The 20,415-nt window shown below is 60.8% G+C and carries 12 protein-coding genes; 5 read left to right on the forward strand and 7 right to left on the reverse strand.

The features are described 5' to 3' along the window. The first annotated feature begins 43 nt into the window (after positions 1 to 43). Positions 44 to 826 carry an IclR family transcriptional regulator domain-containing protein gene (locus HAV22_RS01835; RefSeq protein ID WP_166855893.1) on the forward strand — a complete coding sequence of 261 codons (783 nt, stop codon included), beginning with the start codon at positions 44 to 46 and terminating at the stop codon, positions 824 to 826. 866 nt (positions 827 to 1,692) lie between these two features. Here HAV22_RS01835 and HAV22_RS01840 read toward each other — a convergent pair. Continuing rightward, a complete protein-coding gene (locus tag HAV22_RS01840) occupies positions 1,693 to 2,601 on the reverse strand; it encodes a LysR family transcriptional regulator (protein WP_166855895.1) in 909 nt (302 codons plus the stop codon). Between the two features lie 126 nt (positions 2,602 to 2,727). On the opposite strand from HAV22_RS01840, the gene HAV22_RS01845 reads away from it, so the two are divergent. The 3 genes from HAV22_RS01845 to HAV22_RS01855 all read left to right on the forward strand — a co-directional run bounded on the left by HAV22_RS01845 (position 2,728) and on the right by HAV22_RS01855 (position 5,272). Continuing rightward, positions 2,728 to 3,480 carry an SDR family oxidoreductase gene (locus HAV22_RS01845; RefSeq protein ID WP_166855897.1) on the forward strand — a complete coding sequence of 251 codons (753 nt, stop codon included), beginning with the start codon at positions 2,728 to 2,730 and terminating at the stop codon, positions 3,478 to 3,480. A gap of 183 nt (positions 3,481 to 3,663) precedes the next feature. After that, entirely contained in the window at positions 3,664 to 4,341 is a 678-nt protein-coding gene (locus HAV22_RS01850; RefSeq protein WP_208296011.1) for a glutathione S-transferase family protein, read from the forward strand. A gap of 88 nt (positions 4,342 to 4,429) precedes the next feature. Next, positions 4,430 to 5,272: a LysR substrate-binding domain-containing protein gene (locus HAV22_RS01855; RefSeq protein ID WP_166856361.1), complete on the forward strand. Its 843-nt coding sequence runs from the start codon at positions 4,430 to 4,432 to the stop codon at positions 5,270 to 5,272. 801 nt (positions 5,273 to 6,073) lie between these two features. Here the strand turns inward: HAV22_RS01855 and galA are convergent. Continuing rightward, positions 6,074 to 8,551, reverse strand: coding sequence for a beta-galactosidase GalA (gene galA, locus HAV22_RS01860; RefSeq protein WP_166855899.1), 2,478 nt, complete (start codon positions 8,549 to 8,551; stop codon positions 6,074 to 6,076). Between the two features lie 47 nt (positions 8,552 to 8,598). Then, the gene (locus HAV22_RS01865; RefSeq protein WP_166855900.1) at positions 8,599 to 10,092 is read right to left on the reverse strand and encodes a family 43 glycosylhydrolase; all 1,494 of its coding nucleotides are present in this window, start codon (positions 10,090 to 10,092) and stop codon (positions 8,599 to 8,601) included. A gap of 273 nt (positions 10,093 to 10,365) precedes the next feature. Here HAV22_RS01865 and HAV22_RS01870 point away from each other — a divergent pair, with 273 nt between their 5' ends. Beyond that, on the forward strand, positions 10,366 to 11,388 hold the full coding sequence (locus HAV22_RS01870) for a LacI family DNA-binding transcriptional regulator (protein ID WP_166855902.1): 1,023 nt from the start codon (positions 10,366 to 10,368) through the stop codon (positions 11,386 to 11,388). A 16-nt stretch (positions 11,389 to 11,404) separates the two neighbouring features. On the opposite strand, the gene HAV22_RS01875 is transcribed toward HAV22_RS01870, so the two are convergent. The 4 genes from HAV22_RS01875 to HAV22_RS01890 form a co-directional block, all read right to left on the reverse strand. Then, positions 11,405 to 14,029, reverse strand: coding sequence for a TonB-dependent receptor (locus tag HAV22_RS01875; protein WP_166855905.1), 2,625 nt, complete (start codon positions 14,027 to 14,029; stop codon positions 11,405 to 11,407). 287 nt (positions 14,030 to 14,316) lie between these two features. After that, positions 14,317 to 15,417: an arabinan endo-1,5-alpha-L-arabinosidase gene (locus HAV22_RS01880; protein WP_166855907.1), complete on the reverse strand. Its 1,101-nt coding sequence runs from the start codon at positions 15,415 to 15,417 to the stop codon at positions 14,317 to 14,319. Between the two features lie 309 nt (positions 15,418 to 15,726). Then, positions 15,727 to 18,024, reverse strand: coding sequence for an ATP-binding protein (locus tag HAV22_RS01885; RefSeq protein WP_166855909.1), 2,298 nt, complete (start codon positions 18,022 to 18,024; stop codon positions 15,727 to 15,729). A gap of 99 nt (positions 18,025 to 18,123) precedes the next feature. Next, positions 18,124 to 20,412: an ATP-binding protein gene (locus tag HAV22_RS01890; protein ID WP_166855911.1), complete on the reverse strand. Its 2,289-nt coding sequence runs from the start codon at positions 20,410 to 20,412 to the stop codon at positions 18,124 to 18,126. Positions 20,413 to 20,415 lie beyond the last annotated feature (3 nt).

Raw genomic sequence — 20,415 nt, forward strand, 5'->3', positions numbered from 1 at the left:
TCCGTTTGCGCGATTAGCGCACAAAATGCCCGAAATCTAAACCATGAAAAAAACCGAACCCATCGACATTGAGGTCGCCCAGCGCGACATCATCGAGGCTCTCGTAACAGGCATCGACGTGATTACCGCGTTCAACGACGAGCACGCGCGCCTCACTGCCACGGCCGTCGCGGAACGGATCGGCATCAGCCGCAGCGCCGCGCGGCGCTACCTCCTCACGCTCGTGCATACCGGCATGGCGGTGACGGACGGCCGTGTCTTCTGGCTGACCGCGAAAGTGCTCACGCTCGGGCGCGCCTATCTCGACTCGGCACGCCTGCCACGCGCCATCGTGCCCTATCTGCAGCACTTGACCGCGCAGTTGCAAGAATCAACCAATTACTCGGTGCTGGAGCGCGACGACGTCGTCTACGTCAGCCGCGTGAACGCGCCGCGCCACGTGACGCCGGGCTTCGAGCCGGGCACGCGCCTGCCCGCCTATGCGTCGACCGCCGGCCGTGTGCTGCTGGCGGCGCTCCCGGACGACGAATTGCAGGCCTACCTCGCGCGCGTGGAACTGGTGCCATTCACGCACATGACGGTCCTCGACAAGGACCAGTTGCTGCGCGAGTTGCAGGGCATCCGCGCACAGGGTTTCGGCGTCACCGAAAACCAGTACGAGATCGGCATGCGCGGCATTTCGGTGCCGCTCAAGAGTCGGCGTGGACGCCTGATCGGGGCACTGTCCGTTTCGATGTCGAGCGCGAACGGCTCCACTGCGGAAGCGACCGCGAAATGCGTCCCGGCGCTGCAGGCGACTGCGAATACGCTCATGTTGTGGGTCTGAGTGCCAATCGCGACGGGCTGTCAACCCGGGATGACATCCTGCGCTCTGCATCGTGGTCCGTCTCGTACTGCCGCCACTCGATGATCAATGGCTGAGCTAAGTGCCCGAGTTTCCAAGGCTTTTCAAATTGGCACTTCGACAACACCGTTGGCTGTACGATGCTCTCATCGACCCGACATGCGCTCGCCCCGCCTTTTAGCAAGAGTTTCGAACAAATTATTGTTCGCGTGCGGCGGTATCCGCCATGTCGCCTATGAAAATGGCGATTTTCGGACTTACCCCGGCGCCTATCCACGCGGCCTTCGCCAAATGCTGCGCCGTCGTTCTCGCGAAACCATTACAAAAAATAGTTACATAACAATATCGATGACCACGTAACCGCGGCCAATCAGTATTGCCACCAAGCGGCGCACCGCAGTCTCACATCGAGTACGCGAGGACAGAATCGCAGCCCGTCTAAGTAGTCACGAAAAATTTACTGTGAACTCTGCCCAGAATCCTTTCATCAAGGATTGGATTTCGTCGAGCCGCGCCGCGCCGTTCATGGCGACGACATGACGCCAGAAGTCTTTCTATCTCGCCTGTCAGGCTCGCCTGCACATTGCGTGTGCATCGGCTCCCTCAACTAGACGCAGGCATTCGCTAAACCGACCGGTCGAATAATATGGGACGTCATCGCGCAAGGCATGCCACAGGAAACAATTTTGCAGTAGGACGTCGGCTAAACAAATGGCGATGTGCCGGCGCGGCAAGCCGCTCTCTGGAGTGCAACGAGACTGCAAAAACCAGATCGCCGCACAGCGACGAGACAACCTGACGTATTGTGACGACGACAACCAAAATCGCCAACAATTCAATCGGGCCTCTTAACCCGCCGGCAAAGAGCCGCTACCGTTCAGGGCTGGAATTTTCGAAAACACGTCAGCCATGAAATCCATGAAAACGAGCGCCCGCGTCGGCAGCAGTCTGTTTGCAACATAAACGATCTGCACCGGAACAGGTGGCGCAGTGTAACTCGTCAGGATGAACTGCAAGCGGCCGCTGCGCAGCCCGCGCTCGAACAGCCACGCCGGTCCATGTCCGACGCCTAAGCCTGCCTCGACGGCAGCACCCACGGCGTCCGGCGAGTTGACCCTGAACCTTCCTGATATCGGAATGTCGACATCTCGAAAACGCCAAACCGCTCCAGACGACAGCAGCGTGTAAATGACGCAGTCGTGGTCACGCAGGTCATCCGGTGTCTGCGGGACTCCACGTTTGGCTAAGTAGTCGGTGCCCGCCACAAAGACGCGTTCGTAGCATCCTAGACGGCGCGCACGCAGAGCGCTGTCCTCCAGGTTGCCGATGCGAATGGCAAGTTCGGTCCCTTCATTGATCAGGTCCACGTAGCGATCGTTAAGCTGAAGATCCAGCGTCAACCGAGGATACCGCTCCAAAAATGCCGGCACATGCGGCAACACGAATGCGTGCGCAAGCGCTGTTGGACAGGCGACACGCAACAGCCCCGAAGGCTCGACGTTGTTCCTGAAGGACGATTCAGATTCATCGACAGCATCGAGGATTCGCCGAACGTCGGCATAGTAGCGCTCCCCCTCCGGGGTCAACGACAGCTTGCGCGTGGACCGGTAAAGCAGTCGTGTCTGCAAACGGTCCTCCAACGCCGCCACGTAGCGGCTGACATTCGGCTGCCCAAGGCCCAGGTCACGGCCGGCAGCAGAAAAGCTTCCTGTCTCTACGGCACGCGCGAAACATGTCATCAAAAGAAAGCGGTCCATAGTCTGCCCATATTCATGCGAAAAACGCATGAATTATATACAGAATCGTTGTCTTCTCGATGTTTCAGCATGAGAACATCATGTCTCTTCCACGACCAACTTGGTCGTCATTTACAGGAGAAATCAATGTCGCGCTTACAAGGCAAACGTACTCTTATCACCGGAGGCACCAGTGGCATCGGGCTCGAGACGGCAAAGCAGTTTCTGGCGGAAGGCGCCCGTGTCATCGTCACGGGCGTGAATCCCGAGTCGATCGCAAAGGCGCAGGCCGAACTGGGACCGGAAGTCCCGGTATTGCGCGCTGACTCAGCAAGCGTAGCCGCACAAAAGCAGTTAGCACAAACCATCAAGGACCACTACGGCCAACTGGACATTGCCTTTCTGAACGCCGGCGTGTCGGTCTGGGTGCCCATCGAGGAATGGACGGAAGAGATGTTCGACCGCTCTTTTGACATCAACGTCAAAGGTCCCTACTTCCTGCTGCAGGCATTGCTCCCGGTCTTCGCCAATCCCGCTTCAGTCGTACTCACCACCTCCGTTAGCGCGCATGCCGGCGCTGACCGCTCGTCGGTCTATGCTGCCACGAAGGCCGCGCTCCTGAACATGTCCAAGACCCTTTCTACGGAATTGCTGGGACGTGGCATTCGTGTGAACGCGGTCAGCCCGGGCCCGGTCGAGACGCCGCTGTACGACAAACTCGGGATTCCGGATGCCTACCGCGAACAGGTCAACAAGGATATTGCCGCGAGCATTCCGCTTGGCCGCTTCGGCACGGCCGACGAGGTGGCCCAAGCCGTCCTGTATCTGGCTTCGGACGAGTCTCGCTGGACGGTAGGATCCGAAATCGTCGTTGACGGCGGGCGCCTGCTGAACGGTTAGGCACACAGCACAGGCGTTCGGCGAATGCGGCCCGGCTTCGGCCGAGTCGACGACACGCTGAACGTCTGCTGCGGGGCTGGGCGACAAAGCCTCCAGTCCAACCATCAGGCGACAGCGGTACGCAATAAATAAGACCTCGTCCGCTGTTTCCTCTCCATGAGCGATTGACCGCATCACATCACTATGACTGCACTTACCCTGATAAGCCACCCGCTTTGCCCCTTCGTCCAGCGCGCCGCGATCGTGCTTCTCGAGAAATGCGTAGCATTCGATCGGATAGACGTCGACCTGTCGGCCAAGCCGGACTGGTTCCTGGCACTTTCGCCGACGGGCAAGGTACCGGTACTCAAGGTGCGCCAAGCGGATGCCGAGGACGCGATCCTGTTCGAAAGCATCGTGATTTGCGAGTACCTCAACGAAACGCAAGGCGGAGCGCCGATGTACCCTCATGACGCGCTACTACGCGCCCGGCAACGTGCTTGGATCGAGTTTGCCGGACAGACGTTCGCAGACGCCTGGCAGTTTCTCCACGCTCGCGACTCCGCGACCGCCGCGGCGAAGCGCGCGGCATTTCGCGAGCGGCTTGGCAAACTCGAGTCTGCAATGAACATCGGGCCGTTTTTCGATAGCGCGGCCTTTGGCATGGTCGACGCGGTTTACGCCCCGCTCTTCCGTTACTTTGACATCATCGACGCCGCGGTCGCGCAGCCGATTTTCGACGGTCTTCCGCGCATTTCGGCATGGCGTACTGCGCTAGCAAAACGTCCCAGCGTGCAAAATGCCGTCGTTGAAGACTATGCCAGTCGTTTCCTGAAGCATCTCCATCAGCAAGGAGCACTCATCGTTGCTGCCCGGCCGTAGCGAATCGCTTCTGCTTGCTGGCTGCGGCCGAGCGACACCAACATCTGCCGGTTAGCCGGTATTACGTAGTCCAGCAGCGACGCCGCCGATCGATAGGTGGATTACTGCCGCGGCAGATGAACTGGCGGTTACGCACGGGGCCGTAAGCCGGCAGGTGCGCCTACTTGAAGAAACACTCGCGGTGCTATTGCTGCCGCGCACTGCTCAGGGCGCAGAACCAACGAACGAGGGGCAGCGGCTCGCGGATGGCCTGAAGCGCGGGTTCGATGAAATCCAAGCCAGTCTTGATCAACTCAAGCCGGGGCCACTTACCCTGGCTTGTTCAACGTCAATCATGATGTATTGGGTGCTACCTCGGTTATCTACCTTTGACCAAGAAAATCCGGACGTCGATTTGCAGTACCACATGACATCAGGACCACTCGACTTTACACACGACAAAATAAGCGTAGCCATTCGCTTATCGTCACAGGAGTTGCCACGTGATGTTGTTCGTACCGATATCTGTGACGAATGGGTCGGGCCCGTGTGCTCACCGGAATACCTGAGGACCAATCAAATACACACGACGGCGGATTTGCATCGAGCCCGGTTGATCTATTCACGAACGCGCGAACGGGCTTGGTCGGAATGGAGGCAATGCTATGACCCAACGATAGGAGAGCTAGTTCTGGACGAAGGCTTTCCGCATTTTTATCTACTTATTCAAGCCGCTCGCTGCGGATTGGGCATCGCTAATGTGCCGCGTATGCTGGTGCAGGACGATCTCAACAGTGGCGCATTAGTCGCGCCGTTTGGCTTCGTTCCTGGACCCAACAAGCTGACGATCTGGGTGGCATCGCATCTGACGGAGCGCTCTGAAACCAAACGACTGGTCGCCTGGTTAAGCGGCGAACTTCGTAAGGACGAGAAGTACAATCGGCTGTCGTAATCAGTCCAGTGACCTCATCGATAATTTACCCACTACCCTTCGCGATGCGGCCCTGTGGCCTGCTGGCGGTTCCACCGACACAGAGTTGAGATAATTGACCCGCGGCTCATGTAGCGGCGTTCTCGATATATGCAAACGGGAGGTGCATGCAGTCTTCGACGGCGGCAAAGTGTGCCGCTGACGTAGATCAGCGCTGGGGCGCCGATCTACAGCTATGCTATAGGCGAGGATAGGAGTCGAACCCGTCCAGACGGTTGTGCAGGCCGCTGTTAGAGCACTTTTCTACCACAACGGGTGCACATCGATCTCTCGCAACATTCGTGCGCTCAGTCGGCGCGGCAGATCCATCTGCTCAACAAGCTTGAGTGAGCTCAACGAGACAGACTTTCCCTGCGCTATTCTGTAAAAAAGCCCGCCAAGATAAAGCGGGCTTTTAAAGACGGCAGGACTAAATTTCTTTTGGGAAACTCACTCCCACTCGATGATCAATGGCTCGGCCAACTAACTGAATTTTCATGCCGTTTAGGATTGATGCTTCGACAATACCATTAGCTATACCATGTGTCGAAGGCACCTCAACGGCGTGCAAAAGGGCATGACTGCTTGCACGACATTGAGGACGAACGCGTTCGAGGCCGACATGGAGAAGCGACTTGGGTGCAGGAGACGATGGCACTGCGCACCTTGCTGAGCGGTCTCGTTGCCAGAAGCGAAACTGAATCCCTCTTAAGGTGGCTCTGGCAAGGTTCCGGCAGTGGCGCGGCAATCCGGGACACTGCCGTCGAATTGAGCAATTCAGCTCTACGGCTTGTCGTCGACCGGCGGCGCCCCCGCAGGCACGTACGCTACCGGCGCGGCTGCCCTGACTGGAATCGTCAGGTGCGCGGCCCGCAACCCGGGAGCGCTGGCGTCGACTTCGATCGAACCGCTGCTGGCCCAGTTGCTCTGCACGAGCAACTGGGCCAGGCCGTTGAACAGCCTGCGCGTCCTGCCCTTCTCGTCTTCGTGCGAATTTGGATCACCGTTGCCATGACCGATCGACTTGCCCGCACCGGCGGTCTCGAAGGTCACTTCATCGTTCGCGATCGGCACTGCCCTGCCTTGCGCATCGAGTGCACGCACGGTAATCGGCATGGCGTCGTCGCCATCGCCATTGAGCATGCCGCGGTCAGGTACGAGTTCCAGCGCAACGGCCGGGCCGGTGGTCTCGACACTCGTCCGCGCCACCTCCTTGCCACCGGTGTAGGCGATCGCGTCCAGCTTCCCTGGTTCATATTTCACCTTGAAATCGTTCATGCGATAGTGGTCGACCTTCTGTTCGCCGATCTCGCGACCATTGAGCAAGAGCTTCACCCGCTCGGCGTTGGACATCACTCTGACCACGATCTCCTGACCCTCCTTGCCCGCCCAGTTCCAGTGCGGCGCGATGTAGATGAGCGGCCGATCCTTGATCCACTGGACCTGGTGCATGTAGTACGCCGTCTTCGGAAAACCGTTCAAGTCCATGATGCCGAAGAACGAGCTGACCGACGGCCACGATGCGTAGGGCCAGGACTCGCCGTGATAGTCGAAGCCCGTCCAGACGAAGCCGCCGGCGACGAAATCACGCGTGCCGATCGCTTGCCAGGCGTCCCGATGGGTATTGCCCCAGGCTGGCGCCTCAGTGTCGTAGCTGGTCTCGATATGACGCGCCTTGTCGGTCGCGAATTCGCCGCGCGTCATGAATGCCGACGTATCTTCCGAACTCGTAAACGGCTTGTCTGGACGGGCCGCATGGAATTTGTCGTACTCGGGAATCTGGTAGTTAGCGCCGACGACGTCCACCGCATGCGAGACGTTCAGGGGCGTGAGCAAGCCATTGCTCATGGCGGCCGTGGTTGGACGCGTGCCATCGAGCGCCTTGGCAACGGCCACCATGCGCCGCGCCATTTCGTAGCCGGCCTCGGTCGCCTGCACGGGTTCTTCATTGAACACCGACCACAGGATCACCGAGGGATGATGGCGGTCGCGCTTGAGCATCCACTCGAACTGCTTCATGTAATCCGGCGAGGGATTGAAATTGCGGTTCTCGGCCATCACCAGGAAGCCCATGCGGTCGGCCAGGTCCAGCACTTCGGAGGCGATCGCATTGTGCGAAAAGCGGATCGCATTCACCCCGAGTTCTTTCAGGCGGCGCAGACGAAATGCCCAGATCGAGGTCGGCACGGCGACGCCGACGCCGGCATGGTCCTGATGCAGGCACACGCCCTGCAACTTGACGTGCTCGCCGTTGAGGAAGAACCCTTTTGCGGCGTCGAACCGCAGCGTGCGAAAGCCGGTATCCAGTGCCAGCCGGTCCACCACCTTGCCATCGCGCCGCACGGTCGTCGTCACGTGGTACAGCGTGGTCCGGTCGAGCGACCACCGCGCCGGCCGGCGTATCGCCATCGGCAGCGAGGCCGTCACCTGCGTAAGCACCGGCACCGCGATCGACGTGCTGCGACGTGCCACCTGTTTGCCGTCCGGCCCGGTGACCACCATCTCCACGTCGACCCGCGCCTCCTGCTTGCCGTCGTTATCGAGCGTGACGGTGGCCGGGATCTCCCAGTTGCCGGCCGCGACCTCGCGCGGCGTGACGCGCACGCCGTCGGGCACCACGTGCACGGCATCGGTCTTCACCAGCCAGGTGTGACGGTACATGCCGGCCCCCTCGTACCACCAGCCTTCCATCGCATCCGCGTCAACGCGGACCGCAATGACATTAGCGTGCCGGTCGCCATAATGCAGGTACGGCGTAATGTCGATGCGCACCTCGTTGTAGCCCGACCAGTTATGGTTGACGAGGTTACCGTTCACCCATACGGTGGCATGCGTGGCGATGGCGCCGAATTCGAGTTCGACGTGCCGGCCACGATCGCTTTCGGGCAGGGCGATATAGCGCCGGTACCAGCCGATGCCGCGTGGGCGAAAGCCTTGGGCCATATTCGCTTTCGGGTCGAATGGCTGTTCGACCTGCCAGTCGTGCGGCAGGTCGAGCTTGCGCCACGCGGTGTCGTCGAATTTCACGGCTGCCGCACCTGACGCCATGCCGGCCTTGGTGGCGTAATAGGTTTCGTCCTGCGTGGCGGGCACGTGGAATGGTACATCCCCAAGATGAAACAGCCAGCCGCGATCGAGCGACAGCCGTTCGCGTCCGGCGTCGGCGTACGCCGGCATGACGAACAGCCCGCCGAGCACTGCGAACAAAACATGGCGAACCAAAATCCGCCAGCCAGGAAAAGCAGACTTGTGCAGCTTCATTGCGTCGTTCCTATACAGATAAAAAATCGGCGTATCGAATCAGGGCATCAATACACGTAAGGCCAGCCATCCGCCGTAAAGGCGATACGGTTGATGCCCAGCGTCGGATTGCCATTGTTATTGGCATCGTAGTAGTGGTAGACCATCAAAGGGCCGTCGCTGTCGGTCATGAGGCTCTGGCCGCCGGGTCCCTTGATGTTGCCGTGCGCGCTCAGGACGATCGTGCCGCCGCCGCTCAGCAAATTGACACCGCCGCGGTCCAGGTAGGGGCCGGTGACCGAGCTCGAACGGCCAACGATGATCCGGTATGTGCTGTTCGCACCGCTGCAGCAGTTATTGATGGACGCGAAGAGGTAGTAATACCCGTTGTAATAGTAGAGATACGAACCCTCCAGTCCCTTCGGACGCTGGGCCAAGTGGTAGTTCGTCGTATTGGCCGTCGATTGCTTGCCGGTGGCCGGGTCCAGCTTGATCAGGTAAATGCCGTTCCACCACGATCCGTAGGACATCCACCAGGCGCCCGCCTGATCCTGGATGATGCTTGGGTCAATGGCATTGTAGGGCGTCGATGCGCTCGACGTGACCACAGTCCCCAGGTCCGTCCACGCCGTGCTGTTCGGCGTGGACGCACTGGCGACACCGATGGCCGAGGTCTGCGATCCATAGCTGGATGCGGAATAGTATTGGTAGTACGTGTTGTTCATCCGCGCCACATTCGGCGCCCACAACGTGCCGCCCTTGGTATAGGTGCCGGTCCACGCAGGTATCGGCGCCAGCGCGCTGCCGGCACTCGTGAAATTGATCCTGTCGCTCGACGACGCCAGCGTATTGTTGGTGCCGTACAGCCAGTAGGTCCCGCCGCCGTCGCGCAGCATGAAAGGATCGTGCACGCCCGTCCCGTTGCCGCTCACGGTGCCGGGTGCCGGACACGGATCGATGCCGGTGCTCACCAGCTGCCATTCCTGGCACAGGCAACCGGACGCACTCCATTGGTCGATGACGGCGCTCGTCGAGGTGTTCCCCTGGTAGACGTCGAGGTACAAGCCACTGTTGACGTTCTTGATCAGATAATTGCCATCGGACGCCTGGGCGACCATCCACAGGTGATCCGCCGTGCCGTTATCGGCCCATTGGATGATTTGCGCGCCGACCGATTTCGATCCACTCGACACGCCCAGCAGCTGGTGGGTCGCGAGGTTTTCGATGTTGTACTGGCCGCTGCCCATCGAAATGAAATGCCACAATTGCTCGCTACCGCCGGTGTCGCTCCATTGAATCACGTTGGTTCCCGCGGCCTGGCTGGCGCCGGGAATCGCGAGCACCAATCCGCTATTGACGTTTTTGATCTTGAACTGCACGGCGTCGCTCACTGCTACCTGAGCGCGCGCCTGGGTCGCCAATGCCATCAGTAATACGAGTCCCACTGCAAATCGATTCATGACCATCCTCCTGTGAGTGACGGCGCGATCAGGCGCAGGAAAAAGCAGATCCCGATTGCCGTCGTGTGATCGTACAAAAGCGAAAAAACGTGCGTCGAGCACGTTCGCCCTCCTACAAAAAAGTGGCAGCCGAGGCTGCCACAAAGGCCAACATGGCCAAGGAGACGAAAACGGTTTATATGATTTCAAGAGCCGACGTGTATGCACGCGTGGTCGCGGGCGCGCGCCCGTAATCCACTACTCCTGAGCCAGAAAATGAAAAACTCTTCAAGTGCTTTAACGTTAAACCAAACTTTGATAATACTAGTTGAACGTGAAACTAATTTCAAGGAAAATCCCGACATCCATTCACATGCAAGGCTTTCGAATCAATTCATGGCAACCATCAAGGAAGTAGCGGCCCATGCCGGCGTCACTCCGACCACCGTGACCAACGTTTTACGCGGACGCGGCAGGACGGGCGAGTCGACCCGACAACGGGTACTCGACGCTGTCGCGCACCTGGGCTACCGCCCCAACCTCGCGGCACGTGCGCTGGTCGAGCGCAAAGCCCCCACCTTCGCCCTGGTGCTCACCTGCATCACGAATCCCTTCTATTCAGAGCTCATGCTGTACGTGGACCAGGCAGCCCGCAAGCACCAGCGCTATCTCATCGTTTGCAACACCGACTACGAAGCGGAAAAGGAAACCCGCTTCCTCGACGAAGTGGCCGGTTCGCTGTCCGACGGCGTCATCGTCGCCAACAATCCGGGCCTGGACGTCGGGCACCTCCAGCAGATCGTCGCGCAGGGCACGCCCGTCGTCCTCAACCTGTGGGAAGACCCGGCCACGCATCCGGGCCTCCCCTGCCTCGCCTTCGACGGCCGCGAAGCGGGACGGATGGCAACCGCCCATCTGACCGGACTCGGCCACCGCCAGATCGGCGCGATCATCGCTAGCCCAAAAGACGGCATCCACAACCTGCGCTACCTGGGCTTCCGCGACGTCATACGCAAGGCCCGCTTGGCCTGCCCTGCTGCGGCGATGCGTTTTTGCGCGGACACCTTCGAAGGCGGAAAAGCGGCGGCGCTCGACCTGCTGTCCGCCATGCCGGACCTGACGGCGGTCTTCGTCTCGAACGACCTTGCCGCACTGGGCGTCCTCGACGCCGCTGCTCAGTTGGGCCGTCCGGTCCCTGCCGAAATTTCTGTCGTCAGCATCACCAACATCATGGTGTCGAGCCAGTCGCGCCCGGCGCTGACAACAGTCGCCATCCCCACTGCCGCGATGGCCGCGCGCGGCGTGGAACTGCTGATCGAAATCCAGGAACGCAAGTACGACGCCCCGCCGATGGAGTGCGTTCCCGGCCTCGAACTGATCGTCCGGGAATCAACGGCGGCGCCGCACCCGCGCGCGTAACACATCGACCGTGCGATCAGTTCTTCCAGTTCAGCGCCAGCCCGAACGTACGGTCGTAACGGCGCGTATCGCGTGGATACAGCCGCTGGTCGGTCCAGTAATCGACATACTGGAAGTTCAGCAGGTTGGTGCCGGTCAGAGTGACCGACAGGTTCGGCGTGAACTTGTAGCTCAGTGAGCCATCCAGCGTGGACATTGGCGCAGCAATCAAATCGCGCGCCGGCGCGTTGCCCGAATTGCTCGGGTGATCGCCGTAGACTTCGACGAACTTCGAGCGCCAGTTATAGGCGAGGCGCGCCGAAACGCCTGCCCTTTCATACAGCGCGACCAAGTTGTACGAATTCTTTGACATGCCACTGAACGGCTTGCCCTGCAACCCCGGCACGATGGATGACGTCAGGCCCCCTTCCATATAACTGGCATTCGCCTCCATGCCGAAGCCGCCCAGCCAGCCCGGCAGCCTGTCGTAGAACTGGCGGTACGACATTTCCAGGCCCTGCAAATGGCCTTTGTCGGTATTGAACGGACGGCTGGTGTCGTACTTGATGCCCTGGAACATTTCGGGCACCGATTTGTTGATGATGTAGCCGTCGAAGTTATGCCGGAATACTGTCACGCCAAGCATGCCGGTCGGGGCGAAATACCATTCCAGCGCCGTATCCAGGTTCTGGCCGGTGAATGGCTTCAGGTTCGGATTGCCGCCACTGGCCGTCGCCTGCACTGTCGTGCCGTTCGCCGCGACGTAGGCCGTACCCGGATTGAGCTGTGCAAAGCTCGGACGCGTCAGCGTCTTCGCATAGGCAACGCGCGCGATGACATCATGCGGCAGCCTGGCCTTGAAGTTCGCGCTCGGCAGCACGTTGGTGCCGCTCGCGCTGACCGGCGTCTCCACGTACTGGCCGTTGACCTGGCTCTTGCCGATCAGGTCGGAATCGGTCCGCGTCACACGCACGCCCAGCAGACCGTCAACGGGAATGGCGCCGACATCGAAGCCGATCTTGCTCGACACGTACATCGACACGTTCTTTTCGACGTCCTTGAAGAACGACCCCGGATCGAGTCCCTTGGCGGCCGGGTTGCCCGTCACCGCCTGCCGAACCGTCGCGGTATCGTCCAGCAAATAGCTCGCGCATGGCGTGTACCAGGTCTGCGTGCCGTAATCGCGCGACAACGTCGGCGTGTTGCAGGTCATGGCAGGCAGCGTCGATGCCTTGACGTTATTCGGCGCTGAAACGCTGCCCTCGAACGACTTGATTGACTCCGCGGTGCGGCGGTTGGCGCGCACGCCGGCCAGGAATTCCTTGAACAAGCCGTCGTTCGCCGGCGTAAAAATGGCGTCCGAGCGGAAGTCGGTCGAACTCCCCTTGTCGTTGCCGTAACGGTCGAACAACTGCAACAGGTTGATATTGGCCGCATTGCCGATATCGAAACCGCTGTATTTCACGTACGCGCCGCCGTCGACGTTGGTCTTGCCATACGCGTTCGGAACGTTGGTGATCACGTCCAGGATCGGATTGCGCCAGACGTATTTCGAGTCGGTATGCGCCAGTTCGGAGGTCAGACGCAACCCGGGCGCGACCCGCCACTTCGCACCAAGGGCGACCTGGGACGTCTTGTTGTCCGCGTAGCGTGCCTGCGTCGACAGGATCGTGTTGGCGTTCTGCGATGTCACCGTATCGACTTCCTTGGTGCCGGGAATCATGGTGGCGCTGCTGCTGCTGGCCCAGAAGGGAAAGCCCACCAGCAGGTCGGTCTGGTCGTTACCCTGGAAATGGGACGCAAGGCCCTCGGCGTAGAATTCCAGGTCGGCGTTGGGCTTGTACTGCGCGGCGAAATTGGCGGCCGTGCGTTTACGCTTGCCGTAGATCGTCTGCAGCCCCAATACGTCCGGACCGGTCGCGCCTGCCCCGAGCCAGTCCTTGGAGATCGGGAAAGACTGGAAGCTGCGCTCTTCCCAGTAATCGCTCTTCACGTACGACAGACCGACCAGCGCGCCGAACTCGCCGGCATCCGTCTTCCAGCGATTCGAGAACAGGGCGTTCGCGTCCGGGTTGGTACGGTGCGCCTTGTCCAGGTGGCGCGCGCCCGCATTCACGCTGACGGTGGCTCCCTTGAAGTCGAACGGGCGGTTGGTGCGCACGTCGATCACGCCGGCGATACCGCCTTCGAGCAATTCCGCGCTCTGCGATTTGTACACATCCACGCGCTGCAGCATTGACGATGGAATGTCCGCCAACTGGATATAGCGGCCGGTCGTCGTGAACATTTCACGGCCGTTGAGCAGCGTCGAAATCCCCGGCAGGCCGCGGATCAACACCGAATTGGCTTCGCCGGCGTCGCGCCGGACCTGGATGCCGGTGACGCGCGCCAGCGTCTCGGCCACGTTCGTATCCGGGAATTTGCCGATATCGTCCGCGACGATCGAGTCGACGACGTTGTCGGCATCCTGTTTGATTTTCTGCGCCGTTTGCGCGGCCCGGCGCACGCCGGTGACCACCACGACGGTTTTCCCTTCCACTTGTGGCGCGTCGGCCGGGGCAGCTTCCTGTGACCACGCCGGGGCGCTGCCAAGGACGCCGGCCGACGCGAGTGCGGCCACGGTCACCTTGAGCGCGAAAGGCGCCGTTGTGTTTCTTTTCATCTTATGTCTCCTGAAGTTTTTTACTGTTATCGATCGAACCTGGACAATTACGCCGATTGGTTTATCGTTAAACCAGATTGCGCAAAAAAAATGGACGTTGCATGTCCGGTCGGAACGAATTTTAGTTTAACGTAAAACCAAAACGCAAGAAGAATCGCGGCATCCTCCACCCCCCGTGGTTTTTTGGCTTGGTCTCGACGGCGTCCGTGCCGAAGAACGCAGGCATGGCTGTGCGGCGCGCCCGCCACGTTGCGCAACTTGTTGACCAATCGCGTTTCTGATCCTGCTCACTTGCCCGCGAAGACTTTCTGCTCGAATGGCTCCATCTGGAATTTGGTTTTGGTCGGCGTGACGGTCGGCCAGCCGTCGGCGTCCATGTAAAGAGGCTTGATGTTGAGTACCGAGTTGTAATCGAACGCCTTGGTGTAGGCGTGATAGACCAGATAGGTGGTGTCGCCTTCCGAGTAGATGCCGTTATGCCCGCGACCGGGTTCATTTTCGTCGCCCGCCAGCAACAGCGAATACTTGTCGTCGACCCAACTGCCGCCGTCCTTGGCCAAATAAGGCCCGGTGATCGTCCTGGAGCGACCCATCACAATCTGGTAGGTGCTGTTCGCGCCGCTGCAGCAGATGCCGCGCGAGGCGAAGATGTAGTAGTACTGCGGGTCCTTGATCAGGAATACGCCTTCGCCGAGCGACTTCGTGAGGACGGTGGGCGTCGGCGTTTCGGACAGCAGTTTGCCGGTTTTACGATCGAGTTCGACCATCCGCAAGCCGGACTTGAAGGAACCGTACAGCAGGTACTCCCTGCCGTCCTTGTCGAGGAACGCGTTCGGGTCGATGACGTTGACGCCTTCGCCGCCATTTTTGTACGAAATGACCTGACCCTGGTCTTCCCATTTATAAGCCGGGTCTGACGGATCCAGCGTGGTATTGGTGGCTAGGCCGATGCTGGAATTGAAGTTCATCCAGGCCGATACCGCGTAGTACATCCAGTACTTGCCGTCGTGCCAGGAGATATCGGGTGCCCAGATCTGGGCGCCTTGCGGGATATCCTTGCTCCACCAACCGAGCTTGACGCCCTCCGGGAATACGGCACCGGCATTCGTCCAGGTGGTCATGTCCTTCGACGTTTTGATGCCGGTAAAAGTGCCGAACACGTAATAGGTATCGCCGCCCTTGATCATGACTGGATCGTGCACGCCAAGAGCACCTTTGAGGCCCCCGCTTTCGATGTAGTCCGGCAATGATTTATCGGCCACGACAGGGACGGCATTGGCCATCGGTACGGTCACGGCGCCGCTTGTGCTGCCACCGCAAGCGGCGAGCAGAAGTATGGGGAACAAACGGATGGCCAAACGGAGTGTGTTGGAGGAATTTTTCGTCATTCGCGTGGATCTTTCTCAAGCGTGGGGAAGCGAAGCCAGCAAGCCACGGCCGGGTCGCTGTGAGTTTAACGTTAAATCAAACGCAGTTTAGCGTAAAACTGCATTTAAAAAAATCCCCTGGAGCTGACCGGTGACCCGGCGCCGACCAGAGCAGGGAACGTCGTGGATCGACCGCGTGGTATCAGTGGCCCGGATTGGACAGCAAGGCGTCATGCTTCGTTCAACGTCACCGACGAACGGGATCGACACACCCCACGCTCTGGCAATCGCGGTGTCGCGTGGTCAAGTTTCTTGAGCAAAAACAGGGCGTCAAACTGGCGGCACGACGTTTTCGCTCCGGTAGCGCGCCACGAAGGCCGCCAGTTCCTTCGAATGGTAGCCCTGCGCGAGCGTACGCACGCGCGCCGCGAACGGCGCATAGGCCGGCTCAAGCGCCTGCAGGCAATTGGCCCATTCCCGGATCTCGCGCATGCTTCCGATGCGCGCCAGGCGCCAGAGCACTTCGATCTCTTCGGCTGGCGGGCCGACCAGGTCGGCGCTGTCGGCAGCTTCCAGCCTAGCCGGTTCCAGCGTCGGTTTGCCGATGATCCAGTTCAGCGACAACTGCTTGCCGATGGTGCGAAGCAAGGCGTCGTGTTCGACCGGCTTGGCAAGGAACGCGGTGGCGCCGGCCTCCAAGCTCCTAAGTTCGTCTTCAGCGCCGATGCTGGCGGTCACGGCGATAATCGGGATAGCGCCCCAGCCCGGCATCCGGCGTATCTGCCGCGTCGTCTCGTTGCCATCCATTACCGGCATCATGACGTCCATCAGGATCAGGTCCGGCCTGAAGCTGTCGAGCAGGACCAGGCATTCGAGGCCATTCGTGGCGGAAGCCACGATGAAGCCGGCGTCCTGCAGCAGGTCCAGCATCATCGCGCGGTTCTGCGGCACGTCGTCGACGACAAGCAAGCGCTTGCGCTCCCCTTCATAGCCCGTCAGCGTGTCCTGCGGCTGCACGGCGGCCGGGCTGCAGGTCGCCACCGGTATGGTGATGTCGAACCAGAATGTGCTGCCCTTGCCCGGTTTGCTAGCGACCTCGATCGTGCCACCCATGAGGTGCACCAGTTGCTGGCTGATGGCCAGCCCAAGTCCGGTGCCGCCCTCGCGCCGCCGCGTGGTGGCCACCTGTTCGAACGGCTGGAAAATGCGCCCGAGCTGTTGCGCGGTCATGCCGATGCCGCTGTCGGCCACTTCGAAGCGCAGTCGCGCGGTGGCCTCGCCGTCCTGGCCCTCGGGCACCTCGGCCGCAGAGGCCGGCAGCACCCGTAGAGAGACTGTGCCGCTATCGGTGAATTTCACCGCATTGCCCAGCAGGTTGAGCAAGACCTGGCGCAGCCGCGTTTCGTCGACCGTCACCGCGGCCGGCAGACCTGGCGCGAGTTCATGGTTGAATGCCAGGCCCTTCTCTTCGGCCTTGACGCGCATGATGTTGGCCAGGACCTGCAGGAAGACGCGGAGGTTGACGGCGGCCGGATGCAGCGTCATCTTGCCGGCCTCGACCCGCGCAAGGTCGAGGATGTCGTTGATGAGGGTGAGCAGGTGCTGGCCGCTCTCGTGGATGGTCGCGAGGCCGGACGCTTGACGTTTGGTCAGGGACTGGGGATCGCGTCCGAGCAGCTGGGTATAGCCGATGATGGCGTTGAGTGGGGTTCGCAATTCGTGGCTCATCTGCGCCAGGAAATTGCTTCTCTGGCGCGCCAGCGCGACGGCCTCGGCCAGCCCCCTTTCGCGCGCCGCCTCGGCTTCCTTGCGCTCCCGCTCGATGGCGGCCAGTTGTTCCAGGCGAGTATTGCTGGCCAACACGTTGGAGCGGAAGTGCAAGAGTCCCAGAATCAGGCCGAAAATACCGGCGGCGATCCATGCGAACACCAGCCAGGTCAGAAGGACGGTTTTCGAGATCCATTTCCCGCGAAACTCGATCTTGCGCATTTCGAGCGTTACGACTTGCCCAGCGGCACTGTTTTCGCTCGCCTCCAGTTCTACGACCGTGACATGATCGAGCCGGGGATCGCTCTTGGACAGCGGGATGTGGCGTTGGAATTGCCACCAGTCGGCGGTGCGCACTGCATCCATCGGGATCGCGAATCCGGGCTCGGCGGGAACATCGATGAGCGCTTCGTTGAACCGCTGGGCATCCCAACCGCCCCGCGCGGCGAACTCCGGTTCGAAATTCAGCAGGTGCAGCTTGACGATATGCCGACCGCGACCCGAATAGCGAATGTCGAATGCAATCGAGTCGTACCCAGTCAGATCGATGCCCTTGTCCGGCCCGCCTACCTGGAACTGCAAGTCGCAGAACGGATATTCGATGGTTGGCCCCAGATAGCAACGCATGATGATTGCATCTTGAGTGATGGTCAATGAAGCGACCGAACTGCCGCCCGTGGGGATGCCGCGCGGGGCGGTGCGGTCATCGTTCACCACGACGCCATACGGGTGCTGCGGGGAGATCTCGAGGGTGCGCGTCATCCCGTAGTGCTGCCAGACCAGCAGGACGGGGGTCGCCAGCAGCAGGAGGGCGATCAGGACGTAACCGATCCTGGTTGCACGGGAGAGCCATCGCTTCATGTGAGTACCGACGGGAAATCGGATAATGCGGATTCAGTATATACCCAAGCAATACATGACCGGTCACCCACAGCCGAAAGCTTGGACACCAGCCGCGCGTCACGCCCGCGGCACCGCGTCCTTGGCGCGGAAGCGCGCGACGAAAGCCACCAGTTGCTTCGAATGGTAGCCCTGCGCCAGCGTGTCCAGGCGGCTCGCGAACGATGCATAGGCCGGATCGAGCCCCCGCAGGTAGACGGCCCGCTCGCGGATCTGCCGCATATTGCCGATCAGCACGATCTGCCACAGTTCCTCGATCTCTTCGGCCGGCGGGCCGGCCATGCCGGCTTCGTCCGTTTCGGCCGGGGCGAATGCCTGGGGCGCCGGCCGCTCGGTGATCCACTTCAGCGACAACAGCCTGCCGACTGTGCGCAGCAGGACGCCCAGGTCGATCGGCTTGGCGAGGAAAGCGTTGGCGCCTGCGTCCATGCTCTTGCGTTCGTCTTCCGCGCTGGCGCTGGCGGTCACGGCGATGATCGGGACGGTGCTCCATCCCGGCGTCCGGCGAATCTGCCGCGTCGTCTCGTTGCCATCCATGACCGGCATCATGACGTCCAACAGGATCAGGTCAGGCTTGAAACTGTCGAGCAGGGCCACGCACTCCAGGCCGTTCGTGGCCGCGCCCACGATGAAGCCGGCGTCCTGCAGCAGGTCCAGCATCATCGCACGGTTCTGCGACACGTCGTCGACGACGAGCAGGCGCTTGCTTTCGCCTTCATAGCCCACGAGCGTGTCTTGCGGTTGAACGGCGCCCGGACCGCTGGCAGCCACCGGCACGTCGATCTCGAACCAGAACGTACTCCCCTTGCCGGCATCGCTCACGACGTCGATATGGCCGCCCATGAGACGCACGAGTTGCTGGCTGATCGCCAGGCCCAGGCCCGTGCCGCCCTCGCGCCGCTGCGCACTCGCCACTTGTTCGAACGGCTGGAAGATGCGCCCGAGCTGTTGCGCGTTCATGCCGATGCCGCTGTCGGCCACTTCGAAACGCAGCCGCGCGGTGGGCTGCCCATCTGGCGCATCGGTGGTTGGCGCGGGCAGCACCCTCATGCAGACTTTCCCGCTGTCGGTGAATTTCACGGCATTGCCCAGTAGGTTAAGCAGCACCTGGCGTAGCCGTGTTTCGTCGATCGTCACCGCGGCCGGAAGGCCGGGCGCGAGTTCGCAGCTGAACGTCAGACTCTTTTCCTCGGCCTTGACGCGCATGATGTTGGAGAGCACTTGCAGGAAGGCGCCGAGATCGACGGCGGCCGGATGCAATGTCATCTTCCCGGCTTCGACCCGGGCCAGGTCGAGGATATCGTTGATCAGCGTGAGCAGATGCTGGGCGCTCTCCTGGATCGTCGCCAGACTGGATGCCAGCCGTTCGGTCAAGTGCCGGCGGTCGCGTGCGAGCAGCTGGGCATAGCCGATGATCGCGTTGAGCGGGGTGCGCAATTCATGGCTCATCTGCGCGAGGAAACTGCTGCGCTGGCGTGCCAGGGCGACGGCCTCGGCCATCGCCGTTTCGCGCGCTGCCGCGGCTTCCTTGCGTTCCCGGTCGATGGCGGCCAGTTGCTCGAGGCGGGTCTTGTTGGCTAACAGGTTGGAGCGGTAGTGAAGCAGGCCCAGCGAGAGGCCGAGGATGCCGCAGGCGATCCATGCGGACACGAGCCAGATCAGAAGGGTCGTCTTCGATATCCACTTTCCGCGGAACTCGATCTTCCGCAACTCGACCGTAACGACTTGCCCAGTGTCGTTGTAGTTGTCGGTCGACAGTTCGATGGTCGTGACGTGATCGAACCGGGCGTAGCTCTTGGATAGCGGGATCTGGCGTGAGTATTGCCACCAGTACGCGGTGCGCGCGGCACGCATCGGAGCCGTGAACCTGGTCTCGGCGGGTACGTCGATGAGCAATTCGTTGAACCGCTGCGAATTCCAGTCACTCAGCGTGGAAAATTCCGGTTCGAAATTCATGATATGAAGCTTGAGGGAATGTTGACCCCGGCCCGAATAACGCATGTCGAATGCGATCGAGTCGTAACCGGACATGTCGATGCCCTTGACCGGATCGCCCATCAGGAACCGGAATTTGCAGAACGGATATCTTGCCGCCGCGCCCAGATAGCAACGCATAATGAAGGCATCCCGGGTGACGGTCAGGGAAGCGACCGAATTGCCATATGAGCGGTTGCCACCCGTCGTGTCGCGGTCGTCGGTCACCGTGACGCCGTACGGGTGCTGCGGGGAAATCTCGAGGGTGCGCGTCATCCCGTAGTGCTGCCAGACCAGCAGGACGGGTGTCGCCAGCAGCAGGAGGACGATCAGGACGTAACCGATCCTGGTCGCACGGGAGAGCCATAGCTTCATATT

The organism is Telluria antibiotica, from assembly GCF_011682055.1.
GTDB lineage: Bacteria > Pseudomonadota > Gammaproteobacteria > Burkholderiales > Burkholderiaceae_D > Telluria > Telluria antibiotica.

Bases quoted from the DNA above. Each gene is read 5' to 3' on its own strand.
- HAV22_RS01835 (WP_166855893.1), top strand. From the start codon at position 44: ATGAAAAAAACCGAACCCATCGACATTGAGGTCGCCCAGCGCGACATC.
- HAV22_RS01840 (WP_166855895.1), bottom strand. From the start codon at position 2,601: ATGGACCGCTTTCTTTTGATGACATGTTTCGCGCGTGCCGTAGAGACA.
- HAV22_RS01845 (WP_166855897.1), top strand. From the start codon at position 2,728: ATGTCGCGCTTACAAGGCAAACGTACTCTTATCACCGGAGGCACCAGT.
- HAV22_RS01850 (WP_208296011.1), top strand. From the start codon at position 3,664: ATGACTGCACTTACCCTGATAAGCCACCCGCTTTGCCCCTTCGTCCAG.
- galA (WP_166855899.1), bottom strand. From the start codon at position 8,551: ATGAAGCTGCACAAGTCTGCTTTTCCTGGCTGGCGGATTTTGGTTCGC.
- HAV22_RS01870 (WP_166855902.1), top strand. From the start codon at position 10,366: ATGGCAACCATCAAGGAAGTAGCGGCCCATGCCGGCGTCACTCCGACC.
- HAV22_RS01875 (WP_166855905.1), bottom strand. From the start codon at position 14,029: ATGAAAAGAAACACAACGGCGCCTTTCGCGCTCAAGGTGACCGTGGCC.
- HAV22_RS01880 (WP_166855907.1), bottom strand. From the start codon at position 15,417: ATGACGAAAAATTCCTCCAACACACTCCGTTTGGCCATCCGTTTGTTC.
- HAV22_RS01885 (WP_166855909.1), bottom strand. From the start codon at position 18,024: ATGAAGCGATGGCTCTCCCGTGCAACCAGGATCGGTTACGTCCTGATC.
- HAV22_RS01890 (WP_166855911.1), bottom strand. From the start codon at position 20,412: ATGAAGCTATGGCTCTCCCGTGCGACCAGGATCGGTTACGTCCTGATC.